This window comes from Pseudomonas sp. R3-52-08 (assembly GCF_003851745.1).
Taxonomy (GTDB): domain Bacteria; phylum Pseudomonadota; class Gammaproteobacteria; order Pseudomonadales; family Pseudomonadaceae; genus Aquipseudomonas.
Genome location: NZ_CP027730.1, coordinates 5,709,605 through 5,732,001 on the forward strand (window position 1 = coordinate 5,709,605; position 22,397 = coordinate 5,732,001).

26 protein-coding genes are annotated in these 22,397 nt (G+C 61.0%); 11 read left to right on the top strand and 15 right to left on the bottom strand.

Annotation, left to right across the window (positions count from 1 at the left end):
* Positions 1 to 10: 10 nt before the first annotated feature.
* The 7 genes from rsd to C4J91_RS26480 form a co-directional block, all read right to left on the bottom strand.
* Positions 11 to 469 (bottom strand): sigma D regulator, encoded by a 459-nt coding sequence (rsd, locus tag C4J91_RS26455; protein WP_124364931.1) that lies wholly within the window; start codon positions 467 to 469, stop codon positions 11 to 13.
* 218 nt (positions 470 to 687) lie between these two features.
* Positions 688 to 1,200, bottom strand: coding sequence for a disulfide bond formation protein B (locus tag C4J91_RS26460; protein ID WP_124364932.1), 513 nt, complete (start codon positions 1,198 to 1,200; stop codon positions 688 to 690).
* A 237-nt stretch (positions 1,201 to 1,437) separates the two neighbouring features.
* The gene (locus C4J91_RS26465) at positions 1,438 to 2,679 is read right to left on the bottom strand and encodes a heme biosynthesis protein HemY (protein ID WP_124364933.1); all 1,242 of its coding nucleotides are present in this window, start codon (positions 2,677 to 2,679) and stop codon (positions 1,438 to 1,440) included.
* Positions 2,680 to 2,684: 5 nt separating this feature from the next.
* Entirely contained in the window at positions 2,685 to 3,800 is a 1,116-nt protein-coding gene (locus tag C4J91_RS27930) for a uroporphyrinogen-III C-methyltransferase (RefSeq protein WP_256658898.1), read from the bottom strand.
* An 18-nt stretch (positions 3,801 to 3,818) separates the two neighbouring features.
* Positions 3,819 to 4,577, bottom strand: coding sequence for a uroporphyrinogen-III synthase (locus C4J91_RS27935; protein WP_256681631.1), 759 nt, complete (start codon positions 4,575 to 4,577; stop codon positions 3,819 to 3,821).
* Entirely contained in the window at positions 4,574 to 5,515 is a 942-nt protein-coding gene (gene hemC, locus C4J91_RS26475; protein WP_124364934.1) for a hydroxymethylbilane synthase, read from the bottom strand. Before hemC ends, C4J91_RS27935 begins: the two co-directional genes overlap by 4 nt.
* 138 nt (positions 5,516 to 5,653) lie before the next feature.
* Positions 5,654 to 6,400, bottom strand: a complete 747-nt coding sequence (locus C4J91_RS26480; RefSeq protein ID WP_124364935.1) for a LytTR family DNA-binding domain-containing protein — start codon at positions 6,398 to 6,400, stop codon at positions 5,654 to 5,656.
* 503 nt (positions 6,401 to 6,903) lie between these two features.
* Here C4J91_RS26480 and argH point away from each other — a divergent pair.
* The gene (gene argH / locus C4J91_RS26485; RefSeq protein ID WP_124364936.1) at positions 6,904 to 8,298 is read left to right on the top strand and encodes an argininosuccinate lyase; all 1,395 of its coding nucleotides are present in this window, start codon (positions 6,904 to 6,906) and stop codon (positions 8,296 to 8,298) included.
* Positions 8,299 to 8,338: 40 nt separating this feature from the next.
* Here argH and C4J91_RS26490 read toward each other — a convergent pair whose 3' ends face one another.
* Positions 8,339 to 8,998 carry a glutathione S-transferase family protein gene (locus C4J91_RS26490; protein ID WP_124364937.1) on the bottom strand — a complete coding sequence of 220 codons (660 nt, stop codon included), beginning with the start codon at positions 8,996 to 8,998 and terminating at the stop codon, positions 8,339 to 8,341.
* Positions 8,999 to 9,124: 126 nt separating this feature from the next.
* Between C4J91_RS26490 and C4J91_RS26495 the strand changes: the two genes are divergently transcribed.
* From C4J91_RS26495 to C4J91_RS26505, 3 genes are all read left to right on the top strand, one after another.
* A complete protein-coding gene (locus C4J91_RS26495; RefSeq protein ID WP_124364938.1) occupies positions 9,125 to 9,409 on the top strand; it encodes a hypothetical protein in 285 nt (94 codons plus the stop codon).
* Between the two features lie 97 nt (positions 9,410 to 9,506).
* Positions 9,507 to 9,761, top strand: a complete 255-nt coding sequence (locus C4J91_RS26500) for a TIGR02647 family protein (RefSeq protein ID WP_003195403.1) — start codon at positions 9,507 to 9,509, stop codon at positions 9,759 to 9,761.
* A gap of 169 nt (positions 9,762 to 9,930) precedes the next feature.
* Positions 9,931 to 12,771, top strand: a complete 2,841-nt coding sequence (locus C4J91_RS26505) for a class I adenylate cyclase (protein ID WP_124364939.1) — start codon at positions 9,931 to 9,933, stop codon at positions 12,769 to 12,771.
* Here C4J91_RS26505 and rnk read toward each other — a convergent pair.
* The 3 genes from rnk to cyaY form a co-directional block, all read right to left on the bottom strand.
* Positions 12,768 to 13,181, bottom strand: coding sequence for a nucleoside diphosphate kinase regulator (gene rnk / locus C4J91_RS26510; RefSeq protein WP_124364940.1), 414 nt, complete (start codon positions 13,179 to 13,181; stop codon positions 12,768 to 12,770). The genes C4J91_RS26505 and rnk overlap by 4 nt on opposite strands.
* Positions 13,182 to 13,312: 131 nt before the next feature.
* Complete coding sequence (locus C4J91_RS26515) at positions 13,313 to 13,531, bottom strand: DUF1289 domain-containing protein (RefSeq protein ID WP_124364941.1); 219 nt, start codon at positions 13,529 to 13,531, stop codon at positions 13,313 to 13,315.
* A gap of 2 nt (positions 13,532 to 13,533) precedes the next feature.
* Positions 13,534 to 13,866, bottom strand: coding sequence for an iron donor protein CyaY (cyaY, locus tag C4J91_RS26520; protein ID WP_124364942.1), 333 nt, complete (start codon positions 13,864 to 13,866; stop codon positions 13,534 to 13,536).
* 238 nt (positions 13,867 to 14,104) lie between these two features.
* On the opposite strand from cyaY, the gene C4J91_RS26525 reads away from it, so the two are divergent.
* Genes C4J91_RS26525 through C4J91_RS26550 form a run of 6 tightly spaced genes read left to right on the top strand, consistent with a single transcriptional unit; the run spans position 14,105 to position 18,687 of the window.
* Positions 14,105 to 14,272 (top strand): lipoprotein, encoded by a 168-nt coding sequence (locus C4J91_RS26525; protein ID WP_003195417.1) that lies wholly within the window; start codon positions 14,105 to 14,107, stop codon positions 14,270 to 14,272.
* A 9-nt stretch (positions 14,273 to 14,281) separates the two neighbouring features.
* On the top strand, positions 14,282 to 15,529 hold the full coding sequence (lysA, locus tag C4J91_RS26530; protein ID WP_124364943.1) for a diaminopimelate decarboxylase: 1,248 nt from the start codon (positions 14,282 to 14,284) through the stop codon (positions 15,527 to 15,529).
* 3 nt (positions 15,530 to 15,532) lie between these two features.
* Positions 15,533 to 16,363: a diaminopimelate epimerase gene (dapF, locus tag C4J91_RS26535; RefSeq protein WP_124364944.1), complete on the top strand. Its 831-nt coding sequence runs from the start codon at positions 15,533 to 15,535 to the stop codon at positions 16,361 to 16,363.
* Positions 16,364 to 16,376: 13 nt separating this feature from the next.
* Complete coding sequence (locus C4J91_RS26540; RefSeq protein WP_124364945.1) at positions 16,377 to 17,093, top strand: DUF484 family protein; 717 nt, start codon at positions 16,377 to 16,379, stop codon at positions 17,091 to 17,093.
* Between the two features lie 2 nt (positions 17,094 to 17,095).
* Positions 17,096 to 17,995 carry a tyrosine recombinase XerC gene (gene xerC / locus C4J91_RS26545; RefSeq protein WP_124364946.1) on the top strand — a complete coding sequence of 300 codons (900 nt, stop codon included), beginning with the start codon at positions 17,096 to 17,098 and terminating at the stop codon, positions 17,993 to 17,995.
* On the top strand, positions 17,992 to 18,687 hold the full coding sequence (locus C4J91_RS26550; RefSeq protein WP_124364947.1) for an HAD family hydrolase: 696 nt from the start codon (positions 17,992 to 17,994) through the stop codon (positions 18,685 to 18,687). The genes xerC and C4J91_RS26550 overlap by 4 nt, the downstream gene beginning before the upstream one ends.
* A 192-nt stretch (positions 18,688 to 18,879) precedes the next feature.
* Here C4J91_RS26550 and sutA read toward each other — a convergent pair whose 3' ends face one another.
* The 4 genes from sutA to glnK form a co-directional block, all read right to left on the bottom strand.
* Positions 18,880 to 19,212 (bottom strand): transcriptional regulator SutA, encoded by a 333-nt coding sequence (gene sutA, locus C4J91_RS26555; RefSeq protein WP_124364948.1) that lies wholly within the window; start codon positions 19,210 to 19,212, stop codon positions 18,880 to 18,882.
* Positions 19,213 to 19,314: 102 nt separating this feature from the next.
* A complete protein-coding gene (locus tag C4J91_RS26560) occupies positions 19,315 to 19,740 on the bottom strand; it encodes a secondary thiamine-phosphate synthase enzyme YjbQ (RefSeq protein WP_124364949.1) in 426 nt (141 codons plus the stop codon).
* 210 nt (positions 19,741 to 19,950) lie between these two features.
* Positions 19,951 to 21,291 carry an ammonium transporter gene (locus C4J91_RS26565; protein WP_124364950.1) on the bottom strand — a complete coding sequence of 447 codons (1,341 nt, stop codon included), beginning with the start codon at positions 21,289 to 21,291 and terminating at the stop codon, positions 19,951 to 19,953.
* A 34-nt stretch (positions 21,292 to 21,325) separates the two neighbouring features.
* The gene (glnK, locus tag C4J91_RS26570; protein WP_002555808.1) at positions 21,326 to 21,664 is read right to left on the bottom strand and encodes a P-II family nitrogen regulator; all 339 of its coding nucleotides are present in this window, start codon (positions 21,662 to 21,664) and stop codon (positions 21,326 to 21,328) included.
* A 422-nt stretch (positions 21,665 to 22,086) separates the two neighbouring features.
* On the opposite strand from glnK, the gene C4J91_RS26575 reads away from it, so the two are divergent.
* A complete protein-coding gene (locus C4J91_RS26575) occupies positions 22,087 to 22,350 on the top strand; it encodes an accessory factor UbiK family protein (RefSeq protein ID WP_124364951.1) in 264 nt (87 codons plus the stop codon).
* The last annotated feature ends 47 nt before the right edge of the window (positions 22,351 to 22,397 follow it).

Below are 22,397 nucleotides of genomic sequence, written 5' to 3' on the forward strand. Positions count from 1 at the left end.
ATTGCCCCAATCAGACCTGAGTAGCAGGCTCTTCTTTGTGGGCGTTGTGCAGTACTTCGATCAGGCAATCTTCAAGCTCGAAACGCTCATGCAACAGACCACCCAGCTCTTTGAATTTTTCCGCGACACACTTGCCTTCATCGCACAGATCGTTAAAAGCCAGCAGCTTTTCGGTAATCACATCAATGCGCGGGTAAATGGTCTCAGCGAACTCAAGACCACGCTTGTCCTCGAAGGCTTCCGCCTCCTTGGTGAGTTGAGTGTAAATACTCAGGTGACCGGCAGAAACGTAATCGACCAAAACAACGCAGAAATCCTGCAACGGCTCACGCTTCTCGGCCAGCGCTCCAGGCTCGGCGCCCAATTCATCAAAAGCCAGAACCAATTTGCGACGTGCATCCAACCATTTGTCGATCAGTGTGTGCACGCCACCCCAGCGTTCGCGAGCATTCTTACAACGTTCCAACATGATGATCTCTCTTCCCTATAGGGGACGCTGCTGCCCCGTGCCCGCGCAACACTTCAAGGTTAAAGCGGCAGCCGGACAAGGCCACGTCTGACAAGCGGTTTCGATAACGCGTGCGGGCCAGATTATGCCCGCATCACTATGGCTTCAAGGTACGCAGGAGAGAAAGTTCATACAAGCGTTTAATCCCGTCCTACGACATGAACCGTATTTTCCTCGCTTTACGCTAGATAACGCCGACTGAGCAACAAGCGAGAAAGCGGCGTGGCACCCAGAATCAGCATCGCCACGAAAAACAACAGACTCCACTCCGGCAGGCTGAGGTCAAATAGCGTCCAATTGATTTCGACGCAATCGACAGTACCCTTGAAGACTGACCGAGCAGCCTGCCAAAACGACAGGTTTTCAATCATGTAATCAAGGGTTGGCCAGCACTTCGGCATTTGGTCCGACGCAGTGTTCTGCAGCAGCACCTGGCGCCCGGCGGTGACGGCGCCAAACAACGCACACCCCATGCTCGCCAGCCCATACACATACACGCCGGAGCGGCCAGGGTTATGAAGGGCCGCGATCAGGTTGATCAGTACAAAGGCGGCGAGCAACAACCGTTGCACCTGGCACAAAAAGCATGGCTGCAACAGTGCGCCATATTCCAGATAGAAAGACACGCCCAACGTCAGCGCACCGGCCATGAACGCCAGGAAAAACAAGGAGCGTAAGGGGGCCAAAGACATTGTTTATCCGCACCGCAAGAGATAGGTCGCTACGGTAGAGGAAAGGCCCGACCCCTTTCAATACGCCTTGGAGCAGACAATTCCGCTAAAACGCGGGGAGATCCCGCCAGCACACTGAGGAAATCGCCCTTCAAGACGTAAGAATTGGTTACGAGCCCACTTAAGCCGAATGTTTACATAGGGTTAAGGGGTTGGCCTCTAGATCCGTCTGAGCCAACCCGTTGGTCCTTTCCTACTTCAAGCTTGGGCGGGGGCTGGCAACGGTGAGGCCAGCAGACGATTGTCGAGTAACCCCAAGCCTTCCTGGAACAGCTGGTTGCTGCGCTCGGTATCACCCAGTTGGGCCAGCAGGCGGGCCAATTCGGCACAGGCTTCGGGATTGCGCTGCACCTGCAGGCTGCTTTCCAGATAATCACGTGCCTTACCCCACAGGCTGTTCTGCAGGCACAGACGGCCCAGCGTCAGCAATAGGCTAGCATCGCCCGGATGATCCTTCAGCCAGCCTTCGGCAAACTTCAACTGACGGGCCGGGTCGCTGCCGCGCAGCAGGCCGTAGAGCCGAATAAGATGGCTGTCGTAACTGCGCTTGAGCGCACCGCGCAGTGCTTCCTCGGCCTTGGCGTCCGCGCCCAGTCGACGCAGTTGGTCAGCATACGCCAACACCAGTTGCGGCTCCTGGCGCTGGGCTGAAGTCAGTTGCTCCCAGGCGCGGTCAAGAGACCGCAAGCCGGCCTCGCCCGGCTCCTCACGGTGTGCGGCCAGGCTGAGGTTTTCTCCCCAGGCCCGGCGCTCCAGTTCGGCCAGCTCACCGGTCGGCAGCACCTTGTCCTTACGCAGTTCAGGCAACAGGCGAATCACCGCCGACCAATCACCGCGCTGCTGATGCAGCCGCTGCAGCTGACGCAGGACCTGGGCATTGTGAGGATGGCGCTCATGCATCGCCTGCAGGGTGACCAGGGCACCTTCAGTATCGCCACGGTCCATCTGCAATTGTGCATGGCTCAAGGCAATGGCCAGTTCCGCCTGGGGCTGGCGAGCCAGCGCGCGCTCCAGCAAACCATCCGACTCTGCATAACGTCCCAGCTCATTGGCCGCACGCGCCGCACCAAGGTAGTACAGCAGTGGTTGGCGCTCCGCTTCCGCGGCACGGTGCAGGTGGCGTTCGGCACTGGCCCAGCGGCCTTCGGCCAGGTCCATCTGGCCTTGCTCGATTGCAATCTGCACACGGCGGCTGCGATTGCGCCGCGACCAGGGGTTGACCACGCCACCCGAGGCAGTGACCAGGCTCAGCAGGACGCGAATCAGATAGATCGCCAGGCCTATGGCAAACACCGCCACCAATGTGGCCCACAGGCTCGATTCGTAATGCAGCAGATGGGGGTAGGTAATCAGCACGTAGCCGGTGTGTTTCGAAATACCTACGGCCAACGCGAGGGCGATCGCAATTGCCAGCACCAGGATCACATAGAAACGCTTCATCGGCTCTACTCCTGGGCCGCAGGCTTGGCAGCCGAAGCCTTGGCTTCGTCAGCAGACAGATGACGACGCTCAAGGTACGCCTGCACAGCCGCGAGGCTCGCGGCCAGGTCAGGCGTCACCACCGACACGGCCTTGGGCTCGAGCTCGGCGATACGTGCTAGCATCGCCTTGCTCTGCGGGTTGTCCTGGTTGAAGTTATCCTGCAGTACGCTGCGCGCTTCACCCAGCGAGCGGCTATACACTGCCGATTCGCCGTTGAGCGCAGCCCACTGTGCCTGCTCCAGCGCCAGGCTCAGGGCCAGGCGCACCTGATTCAACCCTTGGCCCGCCAGCAGCGGACGAATGTTGTCATCGGGATTGAAGTCGATACGGAAATAACGGGATACCTGCTCCCACCATTGGCTCAATTGATTGCCCGTATCGCTGGTCGGGCGACCCTGGGAAGCGGGCTCAGTGAGTTGATACTCCGGGGCGATCGCCGCCAGTTGCACCACTTGGTCGCGCAACGCGGCCAACTGCAGGTACAACCCGGTGCGGTCCGGCTGTTCGGTGCTGCGCAGCGCCGCCAGGCTCTTGGCCAGTTGCTCGCGCGCCGCGAACGCGCCGGGGTCGCTCTGCTCACGCAGAATCTCGTCGGCACCCTGAACCAGCGACTGAGCGCTGTTGATGTCCTGCAAGGCCGACAGACGCAAGCTGGCCAGACGAATCAGATGCTCGGCCTCGGCCAGGCGCCAATCCTTGCGGCTGGCACCCAGTACGGTTTCCAGGCGCTGGTTCAGGCGTTGCTGGTCACCCTGCAACTGGGCGACCAGGCGTCGGCGCTCTTCCAGCTCATCGGCGCCGGGCAACTGCGCCAGGCGGGCGGCCAACTGTTGCTGGCTCTGCTTGAGGCTCTGGGATTGGTCATCCAGGGTCTGTACCTGACCCAGTTGCTGCTGGCTGCTGGCTTGCAGGGCACGCACCTGCCAGATTCCCCAGCCGCCGGCGGCAACGCCCGCAGCGCCAAGCAGCAAAGCGACGACTGCCAGGCCATTGCCACGGCGTGGCGCGGCGACCGGCGTTCCGACCGGCGCATCAAGCGCGGGCTGAGCTTCATCTTTAGGCAAGGCTGTTTCGCTCACGTATCCGTCCTTTGCGTATCAGAGAGTGGGAACGGGATGACTCCCTAACGCCACTAACAAAGCCGCAGCACTCGCGCCGCGACAATCCACAACTTTTTCTGCGCCAGCGGCCCGCGCCATCTCGTAGACGCGCGGGCTGGGCACGAACAACGGCAGCTGCGCCACCTCAGGCCAATCGGAGCCGGCTAGGGCCTGCAAGTGTAAAAAACCTTGCCCACTGCTGACCACCAGGCCGTTCAAGCGTTCCAACTGGATGCGCTGCGTCAGTGCGCCTGGGTCGTAGGCCGCAAGCAAACGGCGATACAGTTCCAGATAGTCGACACTAACACCTCGCTCGCGCAAACGCTCCGCGAGCAGCTCCCGACCGCCCTCGCCGCGCAGGATCAACACCTTGGCACCGGGGAGCGCGATAGCCTCGCGCAACGCCGGCAATTGAAGCAAGGCCTCGCTGTCGTCACCCGTTGTCGGATAGTGCACGTCCAGACCCTGCTCGGCCAGTATCTGTGCAGTAGCAGCACCGACACTGAACCACGGCAGTCGCGGCCAGGGCGCGCTCAATTGTTGCAGGGCAAGACGCGCCGCCGGCTTGCTCACCACGATCACTGCGCAGTAGCGCTGCAGCGCCCCGAAGACTGCCCGTTGTTCAGGCGTGACCGGCAAGGCTTCGATCTCCAGCAAGGGCAGCTGGCTGCTGAAAACACCCGCATCGGCCAATGTCGCCGCCAAGGCTGCCGATTCTTCGGCAGGCCGTGTGAGCAGCAATCGCCACGGGGTCACTGCGGGCCGGCCTCGCCGTAGACTTTTTGCAGAATGGCGCCAGCGCCCTTGCTCAGCAGTTCCTCGGCGACCTGGATGCCCAGGGCCGTGGCCTCACGTTGTGGGCCGCGCACTTGCGCGGTCAGCAGCGTGCCGCCGTCCGGGTCCCCGACCAGGCCACGCAACCACAGGTTCTCACCTTCGAGCACGGCATAGCAGGCGATCGGTACCTGGCAGCCACCGTTGAGGTGCTTGTTCAGGGCACGCTCGGCGGTGACGCGAACCTCGGTGTCCGCGTGATCAAGCGGTTTGAGCAGTGCATGAATTTCGCTGTCGGCGGTACGACATTCAACGCCGACCGCACCCTGCCCTCCAGCGGGCAAGCTGTCCTCGACGCTGATTGCATGGGTGATGCGGTCTTCGAAACCCAGGCGGATCAGGCCGGCCGCTGCGAGGATGATCGCGTCGTACTCACCCGCATCCAGCTTGGCCAGGCGCGTGTTGACGTTGCCGCGCAGAAAGCGGATCTGCAGGTCGGGGCGACGGGTCAGCAACTGGGCCTGGCGACGCAGGCTGGAGGTGCCCACGATGCTACCCAGGGGCAAGTCATCCAGGGAGGCATAGGTGTTGGAAACAAAGGCGTCGCGGGGGTCTTCGCGCTCGCAGATGCAAAAAAGGCCCAGGCCTTCAGGGAAGTCCATGGGCACGTCTTTCATCGAATGCACGGCGATGTCGGCTTCGTTCTCCAGCAGCGCGGTTTCCAGTTCCTTGACGAACAAGCCCTTGCCGCCAATTTTCGACAGTGGCGAGTCCAGCAATTTATCGCCGCGACTGACCATGGGTACCAGGGTCACCCTGAGGCCAGGGTGGGCCTGCTCAAGGCGTGCTTTGACGTATTCGGCCTGCCATAAGGCCAGGGCACTTTTACGGGTGGCGATGCGGATTTCGCGAGAAGACATGGATCAATCCGTACTGAATAGATACGGCAGATAATAACAGCTCAGGCAAATACGCTTTGATTTGAATCAGCAAGTGCGGGGCCTCCCTGGCCGCGTCGCACCGGGATAAGGACTGCGCAGCTCGCCAGGGCCTCTGGGTTAAAGCTGCTGCATCATCTTGCGCACGCCGGCGACATGGCGCCGACTGACGATCAAGGCATCGCCATTGAGCCCCTTCAGGAACAGCTGAAAGTGCCCCAGGGGCGTGCGTTGCAAGCGTTCGATACGCTCACGGGCCACCAGCGCATTGCGATGGATACGCACGAAGCGGTCGCCGAATTCATCTTCCAGGGCTTTGAGCGGCTCATCGAGCAACACTTCACCGGCTTCGTGGCGCAAGGTTACGTATTTATGGTCGGCGATAAAATAAACCACCTGACCGAGGGGAATCAGCTCGATGCCCTTGCGGGTGCGTGCACTGATATGGCTGCGGGGGCCGTTACCACTCTGGGCGGCAGGCTGGGTCAGGGCTGCGAGCTGAACACGGCTGGGGCGCTCGGCTTTCTTCAAGGCCTTGAGCAATGCTTCGCCAGTCACCGGCTTGACGAGAAAACTGACACCGCTGTCTTCCAGCGTCTGTGCAGAAAACTCTTCCTCGGCCGCGCATAACACCACCGCAGGGGGCGACTCGCGTTCGCTCAGGCGGGCGGCAACTTGCAGACCATCGAGGCCCGGCATACGGATATCGAGCAACACCACATCCGGCTTGAGGCTGTCGATCAACGTCAACGCCTCCTCGCCGCTGGTGGCGCTCGGCTCAAGAACTGTATAACCCTCGAGTTCACTGACCAGACGGCTCAGTCGCTCGCGGGCTTGGGGTTCGTCATCAACGATCAGGACATTCATATAGCGCTGGATTCCTGCGTGAGTCTCGCACAAGGATAGCGTAGACAGGTGCGGTGACTTGCGTCACAGCGATCCACGCTAAGACTAGCGCGAGCGGCAAAAAGTGCCCTGGGAGCGGCACCCAAATTTACCCGGACCTGTTCAATAGCGCCCAAGACCCGCTGCATTCGCGCAGCGTCGTAGGGTTTGCTGATACACAATCCGAATACCCCCCTTTTTTAATGGATAGTCTGGGCTCTGACCGCATGACCCGACTTTGGTGCATTCACACACGCTCAGTCCAACTGTAGACGCTCGCTGAGACGATATTGCTCAATCGTCAAATATCGTTTCAATAAGAACCTGCTCCCAGTCTCGTCCCGGACGCGGTCGGCGGCAAGGCACTTAGCCATCCTTTGCACAAATAAAATTGCCGTCCGCCCACAGCACCGCGTCTGCGGACAACCCTGTTATTATCGGCGGCACACCTCCACGCCTCTTTTAAGCAGATCACGAGCGAATCCATGAGCACCGACAAGACCAACCAGTCCTGGGGCGGCCGCTTCAGTGAACCCGTCGACGCCTTCGTCGCGCGCTTCACCGCCTCCGTCACCTTCGACCAGCGCCTGTACCGCCACGACATCATGGGCTCCATCGCCCATGCCACGATGCTGGCCAAGGTCGGCGTACTGACCGACGCCGAGCGCGACAGCATCATCGATGGTCTGACCACCATCCGTGGCGAGATCGAAGCCGGTACGTTCGACTGGCGCGTCGACCTGGAAGACGTGCACATGAACATCGAGGCTCGCCTCACCGATCGCATCGGTGTGACCGGCAAGAAGCTGCACACCGGTCGCAGTCGTAACGACCAGGTGGCCACCGATATCCGCCTGTGGCTGCGCGATGAAATCGACTTGATCCTGGCTGAAATCACCCGCTTGCAGAAAGGTTTGCTGGAACAGGCCGAGCGTGAATCGGACACCATCATGCCCGGTTTCACTCACCTGCAGACCGCTCAGCCCGTGACCTTCGGCCACCACCTGCTGGCCTGGTTCGAAATGCTCAGCCGCGATTACGAGCGCCTGGTGGATTGCCGCAAGCGCACCAACCGCATGCCGTTGGGCAGCGCCGCGCTGGCGGGCACCACCTACCCGATCGACCGCGAGTACACCGCGCAGCTGCTGGGTTTCGACGCCGTCGGCGGCAACTCCCTGGACGGCGTGTCGGACCGAGATTTCGCCATCGAATTCTGCGCCGCCGCGAGCATCGCGATGATGCACCTGTCGCGCTTCTCCGAAGAGTTGGTGCTGTGGACCAGCGCGCAATTCCAGTTCATCGACCTGCCGGACCGTTTCTGCACCGGCAGTTCGATCATGCCGCAAAAGAAAAACCCCGACGTGCCCGAGCTGGTGCGTGGCAAGAGCGGCCGCGTATTCGGCGCACTGATGGGCCTGCTGACCCTGATGAAAGGCCAGCCGCTGGCCTACAACAAGGATAACCAGGAAGACAAGGAGCCGCTGTTCGATGCCGCCGACACCCTGCGCGACTCACTGCGTGCGTTTGCCGACATGATCCCGGCGATCAAGCCCAAGCACGCGATCATGCGCGAAGCAGCCTTGCGGGGTTTCTCCACCGCGACCGACCTGGCCGACTACCTGGTGCGGCGTGGTCTGCCGTTCCGTGACTGCCATGAAATCGTGGGCCATGCCGTGAAATATGGCGTGGACACCGGCAAGGACCTGGCTGAAATGAGCCTGGAAGAATTGCGCCAGTTCAGCGACCAGATCGAGCAGGACGTGTTCGCCGTGCTGACCCTGGAAGGCTCGGTGAATGCCCGTAATCACGTAGGCGGCACCGCGCCGGCGCAGGTGAAGGCAGCAGTGGTACGCGGCCAGGCCCTGCTCGCCAGCCGCTGAATAAAATGTGGGAGGGGGGCTTGTCCCCTCCCACACTTGATTACTTTTTAGCCGCAATCATCGCCATAAACCCAGGCATCGCCGCCTGCCGGTCCGCCTCGACCTTTTGCGCATTGGGCATCGCATTCAAACGCTCCAGCAGCGCCTTCGCCTTCGGCATTTCAGCCAGCAAGTCCAGCCCAAACAGTTTCTCGCCCACGGCACAGGCGAGATTCATGCTGTACATGAAATACAGATCGGCAATGGTGAAGAGCTCCCCTGCTACATAAGGCGCGAACTTGCCGTGCCGGCCTAAACTTCCTACTCCAAGCAACAATTCAGCTCGGGCTTTCTCCTTGATCGCCTCCGGCACCTGCATGCCAAAGAACGCCTCGGCGAAGCACGCCCGTGCGGGCAATTCAATGTACAACTCGATCTCCCTGCACAACGCCAGCACCTGGGCGCGCTGGAACGGCTCGGCCGGCAGCAGCGCAGGCCCTTCCTGAGTCTGCTCGATGTATTCGAGGATCACGCTGGTTTCATTGATGAAGCCTTGCTTGACGCCGAGCACCGGCACTTTGCCTCGTGGGCTCACCGCCAGGGCTTCAGGCGTTTGTCCTGCATAAAAAGGCACCTCTTCGAAAGGTAGGCCTTTCTCCATCAGCGCCAGCTTGACCATGTTGTAGTAGTTGCTGACCGAAAAACCGTAGAGCTTGAGCATTGCGAACGCCTCCAGGCCGGGTGTGGGGTTGGCTGCAAGCGTTATAGACGCTGAGGCGCGGCCTGACCAGCAGCATCACCCGCCTGAATGGAGTTAGACTGGCGCCCTTTCCTTGAGGAGCCTGCCATGAGCGAGCCGACCGATATCGACAACGACGAAGAAGAATTCACCGAAAACACGCTGATCGAAGCGATTGAAAACCAGATCGAAAGCGACAACCCGCCAGCGGCCAAGGCCACGTTCAACAAACTGACGCTGGTCGGTTATGAGCGCGAAGAGATTCTGAATCTCATGGCCCATGTGCTGGCCTTCGAGATCGATGCAATGCTGGACGAAGACCGCGCTTTTGATACCCAGTGGTATGAAACAGCGCTGCGAGCATTGCCTGAGTTGCCGCCGGAAAAACAATAACCCTCGGGCGCGCAGCAACACGCTGGACAGTTCGGCAAAGTGCGTTCACCTTATGGCCTGCTAGCCTCTAATAAATTTTAGAAAGTCTGGAGTCCTTATGTCGTATACCCCTGAGTTGGTTGCCGAACTGGAAATCCTTGTACTCTTCCCCCTGGACAGCACCAAGGAAGGTCTGAAAGTCCATCAGACCGCCGCCCCCACTGCCATCGCCGCTGCCAAGCGTCTCCATGCGAAAGGGCTCATCGACCAACCGGATGGAGGCTATCTGACCAGTCTTGGCCGGGACGCCGCCGAGCAAGCGCAGACCTTGCTGACTATCTTGACCACCGCCTCCACCAAAGAAGCCGCCTGACACCTGATCCCGCCCATGGAGTCCGCCCCTCTGCGGATTCCACGGGCGTTGCTGTGCAAGGTGCAAAATTCTGGCGCCAACCGCCATTTCCCTCTAAACCTCCTACGCTACTGCCTGTAAACTCCTACACGGCCGCCCACGTCGGGCCCTGCGAGCCACCGAATTCGACATGACCCGCACCCATGAAATCCGCCCCGACCTGGACGAAGGCATCGACCGTAAGGTGCTGACCCAATTGCGCGCGCGTTTCATGGCCCTCAATGAAGGCCGCATGGCCCGGGCCGTCGAAGGGTTGACCCCGCGCCAACAAAGCGTGCTCACCTTGTTGCCGCTGTTTTTCCACGTTAATCACCCTTTGCTGCCGGGCTATGTCTCCAGCGGCACACCGGCCGGGCTTTCGAACTTCGAACCCGATGCCCAGGCTCTGGCCGAAGCCCAGCGCCTGACCCGTTCTTTCTCCTACAAACCGCGCCATGGCAACCCGCCCCGCCCGATCCACGGTCTGTTCCTGATGGGCAGCCTGGGCACGTTGGCCCAGGCGGATCAAAGCGATATGGACGTGTGGGTGTGCCACGCTCCGGACCTGAATGAAAACGAGCTGGCCGAGCTGCGCAAGAAGTGCCAGCTGCTGGAAGCCTGGGCTCAGACCATGGGTGCCGAGGCGCATTTCTTTCTGATCGAACCGACGCGCTTTGTGCTCGGTGAACGGGACACCCAACTGAGTTCCGACGATTGCGGCACCACCCAGCACTATTTGCTGCTGGACGAGTTCTACCGCACCGCCATCTGGCTGGCCGGGCGCACGCCGATCTGGTGGCTGGTCCCGGTGTACGAAGAAAGCCGCTATGCCGAGTTCACCCACACGCTGATCTCCAAACGCTTCATTCGCGCCGACGAAACCCTCGATCTCGGCCATCTGGCGCGCATTCCTCCGGGGGAATTCATCGGCGCCGGGCTGTGGCAACTGTTCAAGGGCATCGAGTCGCCCTATAAATCGGTGCTCAAGCTGCTGCTGACCGAGGTCTACGCCAGCGAACACCCCAAGGTGCACTGCCTGAGCCTGCGCTTCAAGCGCGCGGTGTTTGCCAATCAGCTGGACCTGGACGAGCTGGACCCGTACATCGTGGTCTACCGCCGCATCGAGGAATACCTCAAGGCCCGCAATGAACCCGAACGCCTGGAACTGGTGCGGCGCAGCCTGTACCTGAAGGTCAACCGCAAGCTCAGCGCCGGCCAGCGAACCTCCAGTTGGCAACGACTGCTGCTCGAACGCCTGGCCGATGAGTGGGGTTGGGACCAGCGCCAATTGGCCCTGCTGGACAGCCGCAGCCAATGGAAAGTGCGTCAGGTCGCCTCCGAGCGCCGTGCCCTGGTCAACGAGCTGAACTACAGCTACCGCTTCCTCACCCAGTTCGCCCGTACGGAACAGACCGTCAGCCTGATCAACAAGCGCGACCTCAATGTGCTGGGCCGGCGCTTGTACGCAGCCTTTGAACGCAAGGCCGGCAAGGTCGAGTTCATCAACCCCGGGATTGCCCCGGACCTGGCCGAAGACACCCTGACCCTGGTGCATTCACCCAACCGCAAAGAGCCGGGCCAGCACCATTGGGGCCTGTATAACGGCAACCTCACGGCCCTGGAATGGGAGCACTTCGCGCCGATCAAACGCAGCCGCGACCTGCTGGAAATGCTCACCTGGTGCCATCGCAACGGTGTGATCGACAGCAGCACGCGCCTGGCGCTGCACCCCGGCGCCAGCGACATGACCGAGTTTGAGCTGTTCAACCTGCTGGGCAGCCTGCAACAGACCATCGCCCTGCCCCTGGCCAGCGTCGATGAAGCGCGCCTGTTGCGTTCGGCGGTACCGGAAGAAGTGCTGTTGCTGATTAACGTCGGCGTCGACCCACTCAAGCATCACCGTGACCTGAATATTCTGATGACCACCGAGCGCACCGACTCCCTGAGTTATGCCGGCGTGCGTGAAAACCTGGTATTGACCTTGGACCAGGTCACGCTCAATAGCTGGAACGAGGTGATGGTCAGCCGCTACGACGGCCCCCATGCGCTGCTCGACTGCCTGCGCGACTACCTCAACCAACTGCCGCCGGCTCATTTGCCGCGGTTGCGGGTGCGCTGTTTCTGTCACAACCGAGCGCAGTTCATTGCCCAGCGCGTCGAAGAAATATTCGACACCGCACAGCATCTGCTGCTCGGCCAAAGCAACCACCGCTACCTGCTCCAGGTGCAGCAGCACTATCACGTCATGGAACTGATTCCCGGCCAAGCCACCCACGTGTCACTGCCAACCGAGGACGCCTTGGTCGCCTACCTCAGCGAAGAGCTGGCCAGCTACAGCCCGTGGCACCTGGACGCCATGGCGCTGGAAGACCACGACCTGGCGCTGCTGCTGCCCATGGGCCAGGCCGATTGCATACAAGTGTTCTATCGGGTCAATGAAGGCTTCGCCGAGCTGTATGTGCTCGACGAATTCAACGCGCTCTGGCAGCAGCGCTTGCCGTTCCATGATGAACAGAGCCTGTTGGCACCGCTGCAGCGGTTCCTGCTGTCGATCATCTATCGCCGCGAAGCGCTGTCACCGCTGGACACCCAACAGCCGCTGGGCGAAGTACAAACGCTGTACTACCAACTGTTGCCATCGGGCAGCGCCCGCGCACGCGTTGTCGAACCAAGGCCGGCGCCGCAACACCCGGCCAACAAGCCGTTTTATGACGTGCAGGCGATTATCGGCAAGGCGGCGCCCGGCCAGGTGGGTGTCACGCTGTACTGCAATCAGCGGGAATTTTCCGAAATGGAGTTTGGCGACCAGCTGTTTGCGGTGGTCGCCCGGGAGATCATCGGGCAGCGCCGCGAGTCCGAGCGTTACCGTTGCTACATCACCGACCTGGACCTGTCGGGCCTGCTGGGCGACGTGCAAAGCCCGAGCAATCTGTACCTGCGCTACAAGGCCGAGCTGGAGCTCGCGCTCAATGAAGCGCTGAGCCAGATTTAAAGCGGGAAGGCGCCGCCGTCTTTGGGCTGGCCTTCGACACTCAGCAATTCAAGCTTGAGGGTCTTGCCGCCCGGTGCGGGCCAATCGATGTGCTGGCCCACTTGCAGGCCCAGCAAAGCACTGCCGACCGGCGCCAGGATCGAGATCTTGCCTTCATCGGCATTCGCGTCCTTGGGGTAAACCAGGGTCAGGTGATAGTCCTTGCCACTGCCTTGTTCACGGCAATGCACGCTGGAGTTCATGGTCACGACAGTTGCAGGCACTTCATCGTGACCAACCACGTCTTCGGCGCGGTCGAGTTCGGCCTGCAACGCTTCGACGCCGGGAAACTCGTCGCCCAAGCGGTCGATCAGTTGCTCCAGACGCTGCACGTCAAGACGGGTGAGAATGATGGACGGTGCGGTGGTCATGATTCAGGCAGACTCCTTTTTTCTGCACAAAAAAGCAAAACCCCGCCAGGAAAAGGCGGGGTTCTCACGGGCCTCGATGAGTTGAGGCGTACCCGGACACTACCACAGCGTCACAAATAAACAAGATGGCGTCAGGCTTGGGCCCGGCGCTGCTCGGCCTGCGCGCAGATCACTCGGCGCCGGGCATCGTCGGCGGAGCGCCATTCGCGGATGTCTTCGACATGCCGGAAGCAGCCGAGGCAGACTTTTTGCTCATCCAGGCGACACAAACTGATACAAGGCGACGGCACTGCCGGGCTGACGTTGCTGAACAGCGGCTTGGGCGGGCGTACGAGGGCAGGCTGGGTCACTGTCAGATCTCGTCGAAGTCCAGCTCGGCGCCGGTATATTCCTCGACCAGCCGCGTGAGCATCTCGCCCAACAACTCTTCACTTTTGTCGCACTGCCATTTGCCGCTGTCTTCGTCGTAGTCGAAGTGAACGCCACCGGAGCGCGCCGCCAGCCACAACTGACGCAGCGGTTCCTGGCGACTGAAGATCAGTTGCTGCCCGCTCTCGAATTTGACGGTCAGCACACCGGCCGAGTTTTCCAGATCCACATCCAGGTCGCTGTCGTCGAAAATATCTTCCAGCTTCTCCTGGGTGGCATCCACCAGGTCGTGAAAACGGGCTTCGGTCAAACTCATTGTGGCAACCTCAAAAGTGTCTGGTTCTGCTCAAGCGCCGCACGATACGGACGCGCCCCGCCGATTGCAAAGGATACCGATTTCAACGCGATTGACGGCGTGAAATATCCTCAAACAGCGTAGTCCGCTTCCCGACCCTCTCGGCAAACCCCCGCCGGACGGGTATTCCGGCGCATAGGCAAGCTGGCGGGTGGTCGGTATACTCGGGCGCAATTAATGCACATTCAAGGATTTCGCCATGAAGCGCCTGATCTCTTCCCTTGCTGCGCTCGTCGCGGTCGCTTGCCTCGTTAGTGCCTGTGGTCAAAAAGGCCCGCTGTACCTGCCCGACGACAGCAAAGACCCGAACGAACAGGCGCAGTCGTCGCAAAAGCCATCGAAAGCGCACAAGCACGACACTTACTAAGGGACCCTCATGGACGCTTTTAACTACCGGGACGGCGAGCTGTTCGCGGAAGGCGTGGCGCTGTCTGCGATTGCCGAGCGCTTTGGCACCCCGACGTATGTGTATTCCCGCGCACATATCGAAGCGCAATACCGCTCGTTCACCGACCCGCTGGAAGGCGTGCCGCACCTGGTGTGCTACGCGGTGAAAGCCAACTCCAACCTGGGTGTACTCAATGTCCTGGCGCGTCTGGGCGCTGGTTTTGACATTGTGTCCCGTGGGGAACTCGAACGTGTATTGGCCGCCGGTGGCCAGGCCGACAAGATCGTGTTCTCCGGCGTCGGCAAGAGCCGCGAAGACATGCGCCGCGCCCTGGAAGTGGGTGTGCACTGCTTCAACATCGAGTCCACCGACGAGCTGGAGCGCCTGCAGGTCGTGGCCGCCGAGATGGGCGTTCGCGCGCCGATCTCCCTGCGCGTCAACCCGGACGTCGATGCGGGCACCCACCCGTACATTTCCACCGGCCTCAAGGAGAACAAGTTCGGCATCGCCATTGCCGACGCCGAAGACGTGTACATCCGCGCCGCCCAATTGCCGAACCTGGACGTGTTGGGCGTCGACTGCCATATCGGCTCGCAACTGACCACCCTGCCGCCGTTCCTGGATGCGCTCGACCGCCTGCTGGCGCTGATCGACCGCCTCGGCGATTGCGGCATCTACCTGCACCACATCGATCTGGGTGGCGGTGTGGGCGTGCGTTATCGCGATGAAGAACCGCCGTTGATCGCCGACTACATCAAGGCGGTGCGCGAGCGTATCGAAGGCCGCGATCTGACGCTGATGTTCGAGCCGGGCCGCTACATCGTCGCCAATGCCGGTTTGCTGCTGACCCAGGTCGAGTACCTCAAGCACACTGAGCACAAGGACTTCGCCATCGTCGACGCGGCGATGAACGACCTGATCCGCCCGGCGCTGTACCAGGCCTGGATGAATGTCACCGCCGTTGCCCCTCGCGACAGCGAAACGCGCGCGTACGACATCGTCGGCCCGATCTGTGAGACCGGCGACTTCCTGGCCAAGGATCGTCAGCTGGCCCTGGAGGAAGGCGACCTGCTGGCCGTGCATTCGGCCGGTGCCTATGGGTTTGTCATGAGTTCCAACTACAACACGCGCGGGCGAGCCGCCGAGGTGCTGGTGGACGGTGATCAAGCGTTCGAAGTGCGTCGCCGCGAGACGGTAGCCGAGTTGTATGCTGGCGAAAGCCTGCTGCCGGAGTAAGCCATGCTGCTGCGTTTTACCAAGATGCACGGGCTGGGCAATGACTTCATGGTTCTCGACCTGGTCAGCCAGCACGCACACATCCTGCCCAAGCACGCCAAACAATGGGGCGACCGGCATACCGGTGTCGGCTTCGACCAATTATTGCTGGTGGAAGCGCCGACCAACCCGGAGGTGGATTTCCGTTATCGGATCTTCAACTCTGATGGCTCTGAAGTGGAACAGTGCGGCAACGGTGCGCGCTGCTTTGCGCGCTTCGTGCTGGACAAGCGCCTGACCGCCAAGCGCCAGATCCGCGTCGAGACCAAAGGCGGCGTGATCGAACTGGATATCCGCAGTGACGGCCAGATCAGCGTCAACATGGGCGCGCCACGCCTGGTGCCGGCGGACATTCCGTTCCAGGCGCCCGAGCAGGCCCTCAGTTATGCGCTGGAGGTGGACGGCAACAGCGTGGATATCGCCGCCGTGTCCATGGGCAATCCCCATGCGGTGCTGCGGGTCAATGACATCAACAATGCGCCCGTGCATGAACTGGGGCCGAAGATCGAACATCACCCGCGCTTTCCGGCGCGGGTTAATGTGGGCTTCCTGCAGGTGATCGACCGTTCCCGCGCGCAATTGCGTGTGTGGGAGCGCGGCGCCGGCGAAACCCAGGCCTGCGGCACCGGTGCCTGCGCCGCTGCCGTGGCCGCGATCAGCCAGGGGTGGATGGATTCACCGCTGCTGATCGACCTGCCGGGTGGGCGCTTGTCCATCGAATGGGCAGGCCCTGGCCACCCGGTGATGATGACCGGGCCGGCCTCGCGTGTATACGAAGGACAGGTCCGTCTATGAGCGAGCCAAGCCAATGACCGATAAGCCTCAAGTACCCGCACACGTCACCCCAAGTGAAAGCCTGGAGGCCGCTGCAGTCGCGGCGTACCTTGAGGCGCATGCGGATTTTTTCGTCGAGCACGAGCAATTGCTTCCGGCCTTGCGCATCCCCCACCAACGCGGCGATACCGTGTCGTTGGTGGAGCGGCAAATGCAGATCCTGCGCGAGCGCAATATCGAAATGCGCCACCGGCTCTCGCACCTGATGGATGTGGCCCGCGACAACGATCGCCTGTTCGACAAGACCCGTCGCCTGATCCTGACCCTGATGGACGCCGCCAGCCTGGAAGAAACGGTGATAGCTGTGGAAGACAGCCTGCGCCAGGACTTCCAGGTGCCGTTTGTCAGCCTGATCCTGTTCAGCGACAACCCGATGCCGGTGGGGCGTTGGGTCAGCGGTGGCGAAGCGCAAACCGCCATCGGCGGCCTGCTTTCCGAAGGCAAGACCATCAGCGGCACCCTGCGCGAGCATGAATTGGACTTCCTGTTTGGTGCCGAACAGCGCCAACAGATCGGCTCCACCGCCGTGGTTGCCCTCAGCCATCAAGGCCTGCATGGCGTACTGGCCATCGCCAGCCGCGATCCCGCGCATTACAAAAGCTCGGTGGGCACCCTGTTTTTGACCTACATCGCCGAAGTGCTGGGCCGCGTCTTGCCGCGTTTCACCACTGCCCTGCGCGCGGTGCGCTAGCCATGGAACGGCATCTGGACGCTTACTGCGCTCACCTGCGCAACGAGCGCCAGGTGTCGCCTCATACCCTGGAAGCCTACCGGCGGGACTTGAACAAGGTCCTGGCCTATTGCGAAAAGCAGCAGATCGCCAGCTGGAAAGCCCTGGATATCCAGAGCCTGCGCAGCCTGGTCGCACGGCTGCACCAGCAAGGCCAGTCCTCGCGTAGCCTGTCGCGCCTGCTGTCGGCGGTGCGCGGCCTCTATCACTACCTGAACCGCGAAGGCCTGTGTGACCACGACCCGGCCAGTGGCCTGTCGCCGCCTAAAGGCGAGCGCCGCCTGCCCAAGACCCTGGACACCGACCGCGCTCTGCAACTGCTCGATGGCGCGGTCGAGGATGACTTCCTGGCGCACCGCGACCAGGCGATCCTCGAGTTGTTCTACTCCTCGGGCCTGCGCCTGTCGGAGCTGACCGGCCTGAACCTCGATCAACTGGACCTGGCAGATGGGCTGGTGCAGGTGCTGGGTAAAGGCAGCAAGACGCGGGTGTTGCCCGTCGGCAGAAAAGCCCGTGAAGCCCTGCAACTGTGGTTGCCGTTGCGGGCGCTGGCCAATCCGCAAGACGACGCGGTATTTATCAGCCAACAGGGCCGACGCCTGGGGCCACGGGCCATTCAGTTGCGCGTAAAAGCCGCCGGCGAGCGCGAACTGGGGCAGAACCTGCACCCGCATATGCTCAGGCACTCCTTTGCCAGCCATATGCTGGAGTCGTCCCAGGACCTGCGCGCGGTACAGGAGCTGCTCGGCCACTCCGACATCAAGACCACGCAAATCTACACCCACCTCGACTTCCAGCACCTGGCAACGGTGTACGACAGCGCCCATCCACGGGCCAAACGCATCAAGGGCGGCGACTCATGAGCATCAAGCTGATCACCTTCGACCTGGACGACACGCTCTGGGACAACGTACCCGTCATCATCAGCGCCGAAGCGTCAATGCGCGAATGGTTGGCGCTCAACGCATCCAAGGTCGGCGACTTGCCCCTGGAGCATTTCGCCAGCCTGCGCCAACAGGTGCTGCAACGTCATCCTGAACTCAAACATCGCATCAGTATCCTGCGCCACCGGGTGTTGATGCATGCGTTTGAGGAGGCTGGTTATCCACAGCCTGAGGCCACGGAAATGGCCGACGTGTGTTTTGAAGCGTTCATTCATGCGCGGCATCAACTCACCGTCTTCCCCGAAGCCGAGCCGATGCTCAAAGCCCTGCGCCAGCACTTCCTGCTAGGGGTGATCACCAATGGCAATGCCGACGTACAACGCGTAGGCCTGGCGGACTACTTTCACTTTGCCTTGCGTGCCGAGGATATCGGCATCGCCAAGCCAGATGCGCGGTTGTTTCAGGAGGCATTACAGCGCGGCGGCGTGAAGGCCGAAGCGGCGGTGCATGTTGGCGATCACCCGGGCGATGACATTGCCGGGGCGCAACAGGCGGGGCTGCGAGCAGTGTGGTTCAACCCGGCGGGCAAGGCGTGGGAAGGGGATAAACTCCCGGATGCGCAAATTCGCAGCCTGACGCAATTGCCGGAGTTACTTCGCCGCTGGCAGTAACACCGATGGCCAAATGTGGGAGGGGGCTTGCCCCCGATTACGGTAGATCAGCCAGCCTATTTGGTGATTGATTCTCCGCTATCGGGGGCAAGCCCCCTCCCACATTTTGATCACCACAAGGCTCGAATAAATCAGCAGGCATGAAAAAACCCGCAGCGACGGCGGGCTCTTTCAGCAAGCAGGTGGCTGACCTCAGATAGGACGGCTGCCGTACTTGTTATCCGGCTTCTTCGGTGGATCAGCCACCACGTTGGGCTCGACTTCGACCACTTTGCCGCCTTTGGCGAGGAATTCTTCCATCGCACGGGCCAGGGCATCGCGTTCTTTGTTCTTGGCTTCAACGCTGGGCAGCTCGTCTACCGAAACAGCCGCCTTGGCCTTGCCTTTGGCTTTGGGCGCGACATCATCGCCAGCACTGTCATCGAGGTCTTCGGCAACGTCATCAGCCGCCGCTTCAAGACTTTCCTCAGTGTCGTCTTCGTCACCTACTTCGAGGTCGTCGTTTTCCAGATCATCGTCGCTCATGTTCTACCTCATGACTTGCGAAAAGCAGATTAGTTATAGCCCAGCTTCACCCTCTGTCGAGGTCGCCGGAAAAAAATCAACATCCACTGGATCACCAGTGGCTTATGCCCCTTCACCGTGCAAGGTGGCGAGGACTTTACGAGTACCGCCATGATCACGGTGCTCGCCCAGATAAACACCTTGCCAGGTCCCCATCGCCAAGCGGCCAGCCTTCACCGGCAAACTCAGCTGGCAGCCCAGGAGACTGGCCTTGAAGTGCGCCGGCAGATCATCCGGACCTTCGTCGTTGTGTTCAAACCCTGCATGGCCTTGCGGCACCAGCAAGTTGAAGAAACGCTCGAAGTCACGGCGAACCGCCGGGTCGGCATTCTCGTTGACCGTCAACGAGGCCGAGGTGTGCTGCAGCCACAGATGCAACAGGCCCACGCGACACGCCTTCAATTCAGGCAAGCCGGCGAGCAACTCGTCGGTCACCAGGTGAAAGCCCCGGGGCTTGGCCCGCAGGGTAATCAGGGTCTGTTGCCACATACAGTTCTCCGCCCATCGGCGCGCATTCTAGCGCGCTCTGGAAAAAAACAAAGTGCCGAATACGCCTACATGTCTGTAAGACATTCGCACCCTTAAAAGTGCCGTGTAGATCCCATCACAAAGTTGACGAAAAACCCATGCCACTTATAGGCAGAGACAAACGCCAGACAAAAAAATGCCCGGCAAGCCGGGCATCTTTTTTTCGCGTACTTACAGGTTGTAGCCACGCTCGTTATGTTGCGCCAGGTCGAGACCGACCGCCTCTTCCTCTTCGGTGACGCGCAGGCCCATGACCATGTCCAGCACCTTGAGGATCACGTAGGTGACGATCGCCGTGTAGATCACGGTGAAGCCGACGCCTTTGCACTGGATCCACACCTGGGCGGCGATGTCAGTGGTAGCGGCGTTGAAGCCACCCATCGACGGAGCCGCGAATACGCCGGTCAGGATCGCGCCGAGGATACCGCCGATACCGTGCACGCCGAAGGCGTCCAGGGAGTCGTCGTAGCCCAGCTTGCGCTTGAGGGTAGTGGCGCAGAAGAAACACACCACGCCCGCCGCCAGGCCAATGACCAGGGCGCCCATCGGACCCACGGTGCCAGCCGCCGGAGTGATCGCAACCAGGCCGGCCACCACACCCGAGGCGATGCCCAGTGCGCTCGGCTTGCCGTGGGTGATCCACTCGGCGAACATCCAGCCCAACGCCGCCGCAGCGGTAGCAATCTGGGTAACCAGCATCGCCATGCCGGCCGTGCCGTTGGCTGCGGCAGCGGAACCGGCGTTAAAGCCGAACCAGCCGATCCACAGCATGGCCGCGCCGATCAAGGTGTAACCCAGGTTGTGCGGGGCCATCGGGGTGGTCGGGAAGCCTTTACGTTTGCCGAGCACCAGGCACGCCACCAGGCCAGCCACACCGGCGTTGATGTGCACCACGGTGCCACCGGCGAAGTCCAGCACGCCCCAGTCCCACATCAGGCCGCCGTTGCCGCTCCAGACCATGTGCGCAATCGGCGCATAGACCAGCGTGAACCAGATGCCCATGAAAATCAGCATCGCGGAGAACTTCATGCGCTCGGCGAAGGCACCGACGATCAGCGCCGGAGTGATGATGGCGAACGTCATCTGGAAGGTGATGAACACCGCTTCCGGGAACAGCGCCGCAGGCCCGGTAATGCTGGCTGGAGTGACCCCTGCCAGGAACGCCTTGCCCATGCCGCCGAAGAAGGAGTTGAAGTTGACGACGCCCTGCTCCATACCGGTGGTATCGAACGCAATGCTGTAACCGTAGACGACCCACAGGATGCTGATCAGGCCAGTGATGGCAAAGCATTGCATCATCACCGACAGAATATTCTTGGAGCGGACCATGCCGCCGTAGAACAGCGCCAAGCCAGGAATGGTCATGAACAGCACCAGTGCGGTGGCGGTCAGCATCCAGGCAGTGTCGCCGGAGTTGAGGACTGGAGCCGCCACTTCGTCTGCCGCCATTGCAAGGCTTGGCATTACGATGGACAACAGGGCTCCGAGCCCTGCGAATGTACGCAGAGTCATAGTGTTTTCTCCTGGGGCGTTGGGGTTTGGCGGCTTAGATTGCGTCGGTATCGGTTTCGCCGGTACGGATGCGGATAGCCTGTTCCAGATTGACCACGAAGATCTTGCCGTCACCGATCTTGCCGGTGTTGGCGGCCTTGGTTATCGCCTCGATAACCCGGTCAAGATCCTTGTCGTCAATGGCGACATCAATCTTCACCTTCGGCAGGAAATCGACCACATATTCCGCGCCGCGATACAGCTCGGTATGACCCTTCTGCCGACCGAAGCCCTTGACCTCAGTAACGGTAATGCCCTGCACGCCGATCTCGGACAGTGACTCGCGTACGTCGTCCAACTTGAACGGCTTGATGATGGCAGTGACTAGCTTCATGAAAACTCTCTCCCGAATTGGTGGACTTGCCCCAGGAAAACAAACCCGTCTCAAGTCTAAGCGCAGTGCCTGGCTTTGTAACGCATCGTCGCCTCGGCATTTACCGTGGCGACGCCAGCGAACCACTGGTGACGAAACCTGTACCCCTGATCCGTCGGCGCACTGCATTCGTCACAGCGACTGCATCAGTGCATGGGTCATGATCGTCTAAGCAGAAACCTTGCCAGCTCCGTAAAAATCACTGAAATCAGTCCGTTGCCCACTCATGCCCACCTGCGGGGCGTTCCGGCGGTGGCGATGCGCATCAAAACAGTGCGAGAGCGCCCATCCCGATGCGCGAAAAGCGTGCGCGCCAGGGCCGTGAAAAGACTATAGACGCTGCGTGATACACTGCCGGCCAACTGTTTTCCGGAATATTTCCCATGCTCGCGCCCAAAGACTTCCTCGACGCCCTGAGCGGCCACGCCTCTCGCCTGTTCAGCGGCGACACCCCGCTGCCCCGCAATGAAATCGAAAGCCAGTTCAAGGCACTGCTGCAAAGTGGCTTCAGCAAGCTCGATCTGGTGAGCCGTGAAGAGTTCGACAGCCAGATGGTGGTGCTCGCCCGCACGCGTGCGCGGCTTGAAAGCCTGGAGGCAAAAGTGGCGGAACTGGAAGCGCGGTTGACGCCACCGTCTGCCCAATAGTGTGGGAGGGGGTTTGCCCCCGATAGTGATTTATCAGCTGATGAACG

Coding starts and splice junctions, on each gene's coding strand:
- C4J91_RS26550 (WP_124364947.1), top strand. CDS start 17,992: ATGAGCATCAAGCTGATCACCTTCGACCTGGACGACACGCTCTGGGAC.
- xerC (WP_124364946.1), top strand. CDS start 17,096: ATGGAACGGCATCTGGACGCTTACTGCGCTCACCTGCGCAACGAGCGC.
- lysA (WP_124364943.1), top strand. CDS start 14,282: ATGGACGCTTTTAACTACCGGGACGGCGAGCTGTTCGCGGAAGGCGTG.
- C4J91_RS26495 (WP_124364938.1), top strand. CDS start 9,125: ATGAGCGAGCCGACCGATATCGACAACGACGAAGAAGAATTCACCGAA.
- C4J91_RS26565 (WP_124364950.1), bottom strand. CDS start 21,291: ATGACTCTGCGTACATTCGCAGGGCTCGGAGCCCTGTTGTCCATCGTA.
- C4J91_RS26460 (WP_124364932.1), bottom strand. CDS start 1,200: ATGTCTTTGGCCCCCTTACGCTCCTTGTTTTTCCTGGCGTTCATGGCC.
- C4J91_RS26500 (WP_003195403.1), top strand. CDS start 9,507: ATGTCGTATACCCCTGAGTTGGTTGCCGAACTGGAAATCCTTGTACTC.
- hemC (WP_124364934.1), bottom strand. CDS start 5,515: ATGTCTTCTCGCGAAATCCGCATCGCCACCCGTAAAAGTGCCCTGGCC.
- C4J91_RS26480 (WP_124364935.1), bottom strand. CDS start 6,400: ATGAATGTCCTGATCGTTGATGACGAACCCCAAGCCCGCGAGCGACTG.
- C4J91_RS26575 (WP_124364951.1), top strand. CDS start 22,087: ATGCTCGCGCCCAAAGACTTCCTCGACGCCCTGAGCGGCCACGCCTCT.
- C4J91_RS26525 (WP_003195417.1), top strand. CDS start 14,105: ATGAAGCGCCTGATCTCTTCCCTTGCTGCGCTCGTCGCGGTCGCTTGC.
- C4J91_RS26490 (WP_124364937.1), bottom strand. CDS start 8,998: ATGCTCAAGCTCTACGGTTTTTCGGTCAGCAACTACTACAACATGGTC.
- C4J91_RS26465 (WP_124364933.1), bottom strand. CDS start 2,679: ATGAAGCGTTTCTATGTGATCCTGGTGCTGGCAATTGCGATCGCCCTC.
- dapF (WP_124364944.1), top strand. CDS start 15,533: ATGCTGCTGCGTTTTACCAAGATGCACGGGCTGGGCAATGACTTCATG.
- argH (WP_124364936.1), top strand. CDS start 6,904: ATGAGCACCGACAAGACCAACCAGTCCTGGGGCGGCCGCTTCAGTGAA.
- cyaY (WP_124364942.1), bottom strand. CDS start 13,866: ATGAGTTTGACCGAAGCCCGTTTTCACGACCTGGTGGATGCCACCCAG.
- rsd (WP_124364931.1), bottom strand. CDS start 469: ATGTTGGAACGTTGTAAGAATGCTCGCGAACGCTGGGGTGGCGTGCAC.
- C4J91_RS26505 (WP_124364939.1), top strand. CDS start 9,931: ATGACCCGCACCCATGAAATCCGCCCCGACCTGGACGAAGGCATCGAC.
- C4J91_RS26560 (WP_124364949.1), bottom strand. CDS start 19,740: ATGTGGCAACAGACCCTGATTACCCTGCGGGCCAAGCCCCGGGGCTTT.
- C4J91_RS26540 (WP_124364945.1), top strand. CDS start 16,377: ATGACCGATAAGCCTCAAGTACCCGCACACGTCACCCCAAGTGAAAGC.
- glnK (WP_002555808.1), bottom strand. CDS start 21,664: ATGAAGCTAGTCACTGCCATCATCAAGCCGTTCAAGTTGGACGACGTA.
- sutA (WP_124364948.1), bottom strand. CDS start 19,212: ATGAGCGACGATGATCTGGAAAACGACGACCTCGAAGTAGGTGACGAA.
- rnk (WP_124364940.1), bottom strand. CDS start 13,181: ATGACCACCGCACCGTCCATCATTCTCACCCGTCTTGACGTGCAGCGT.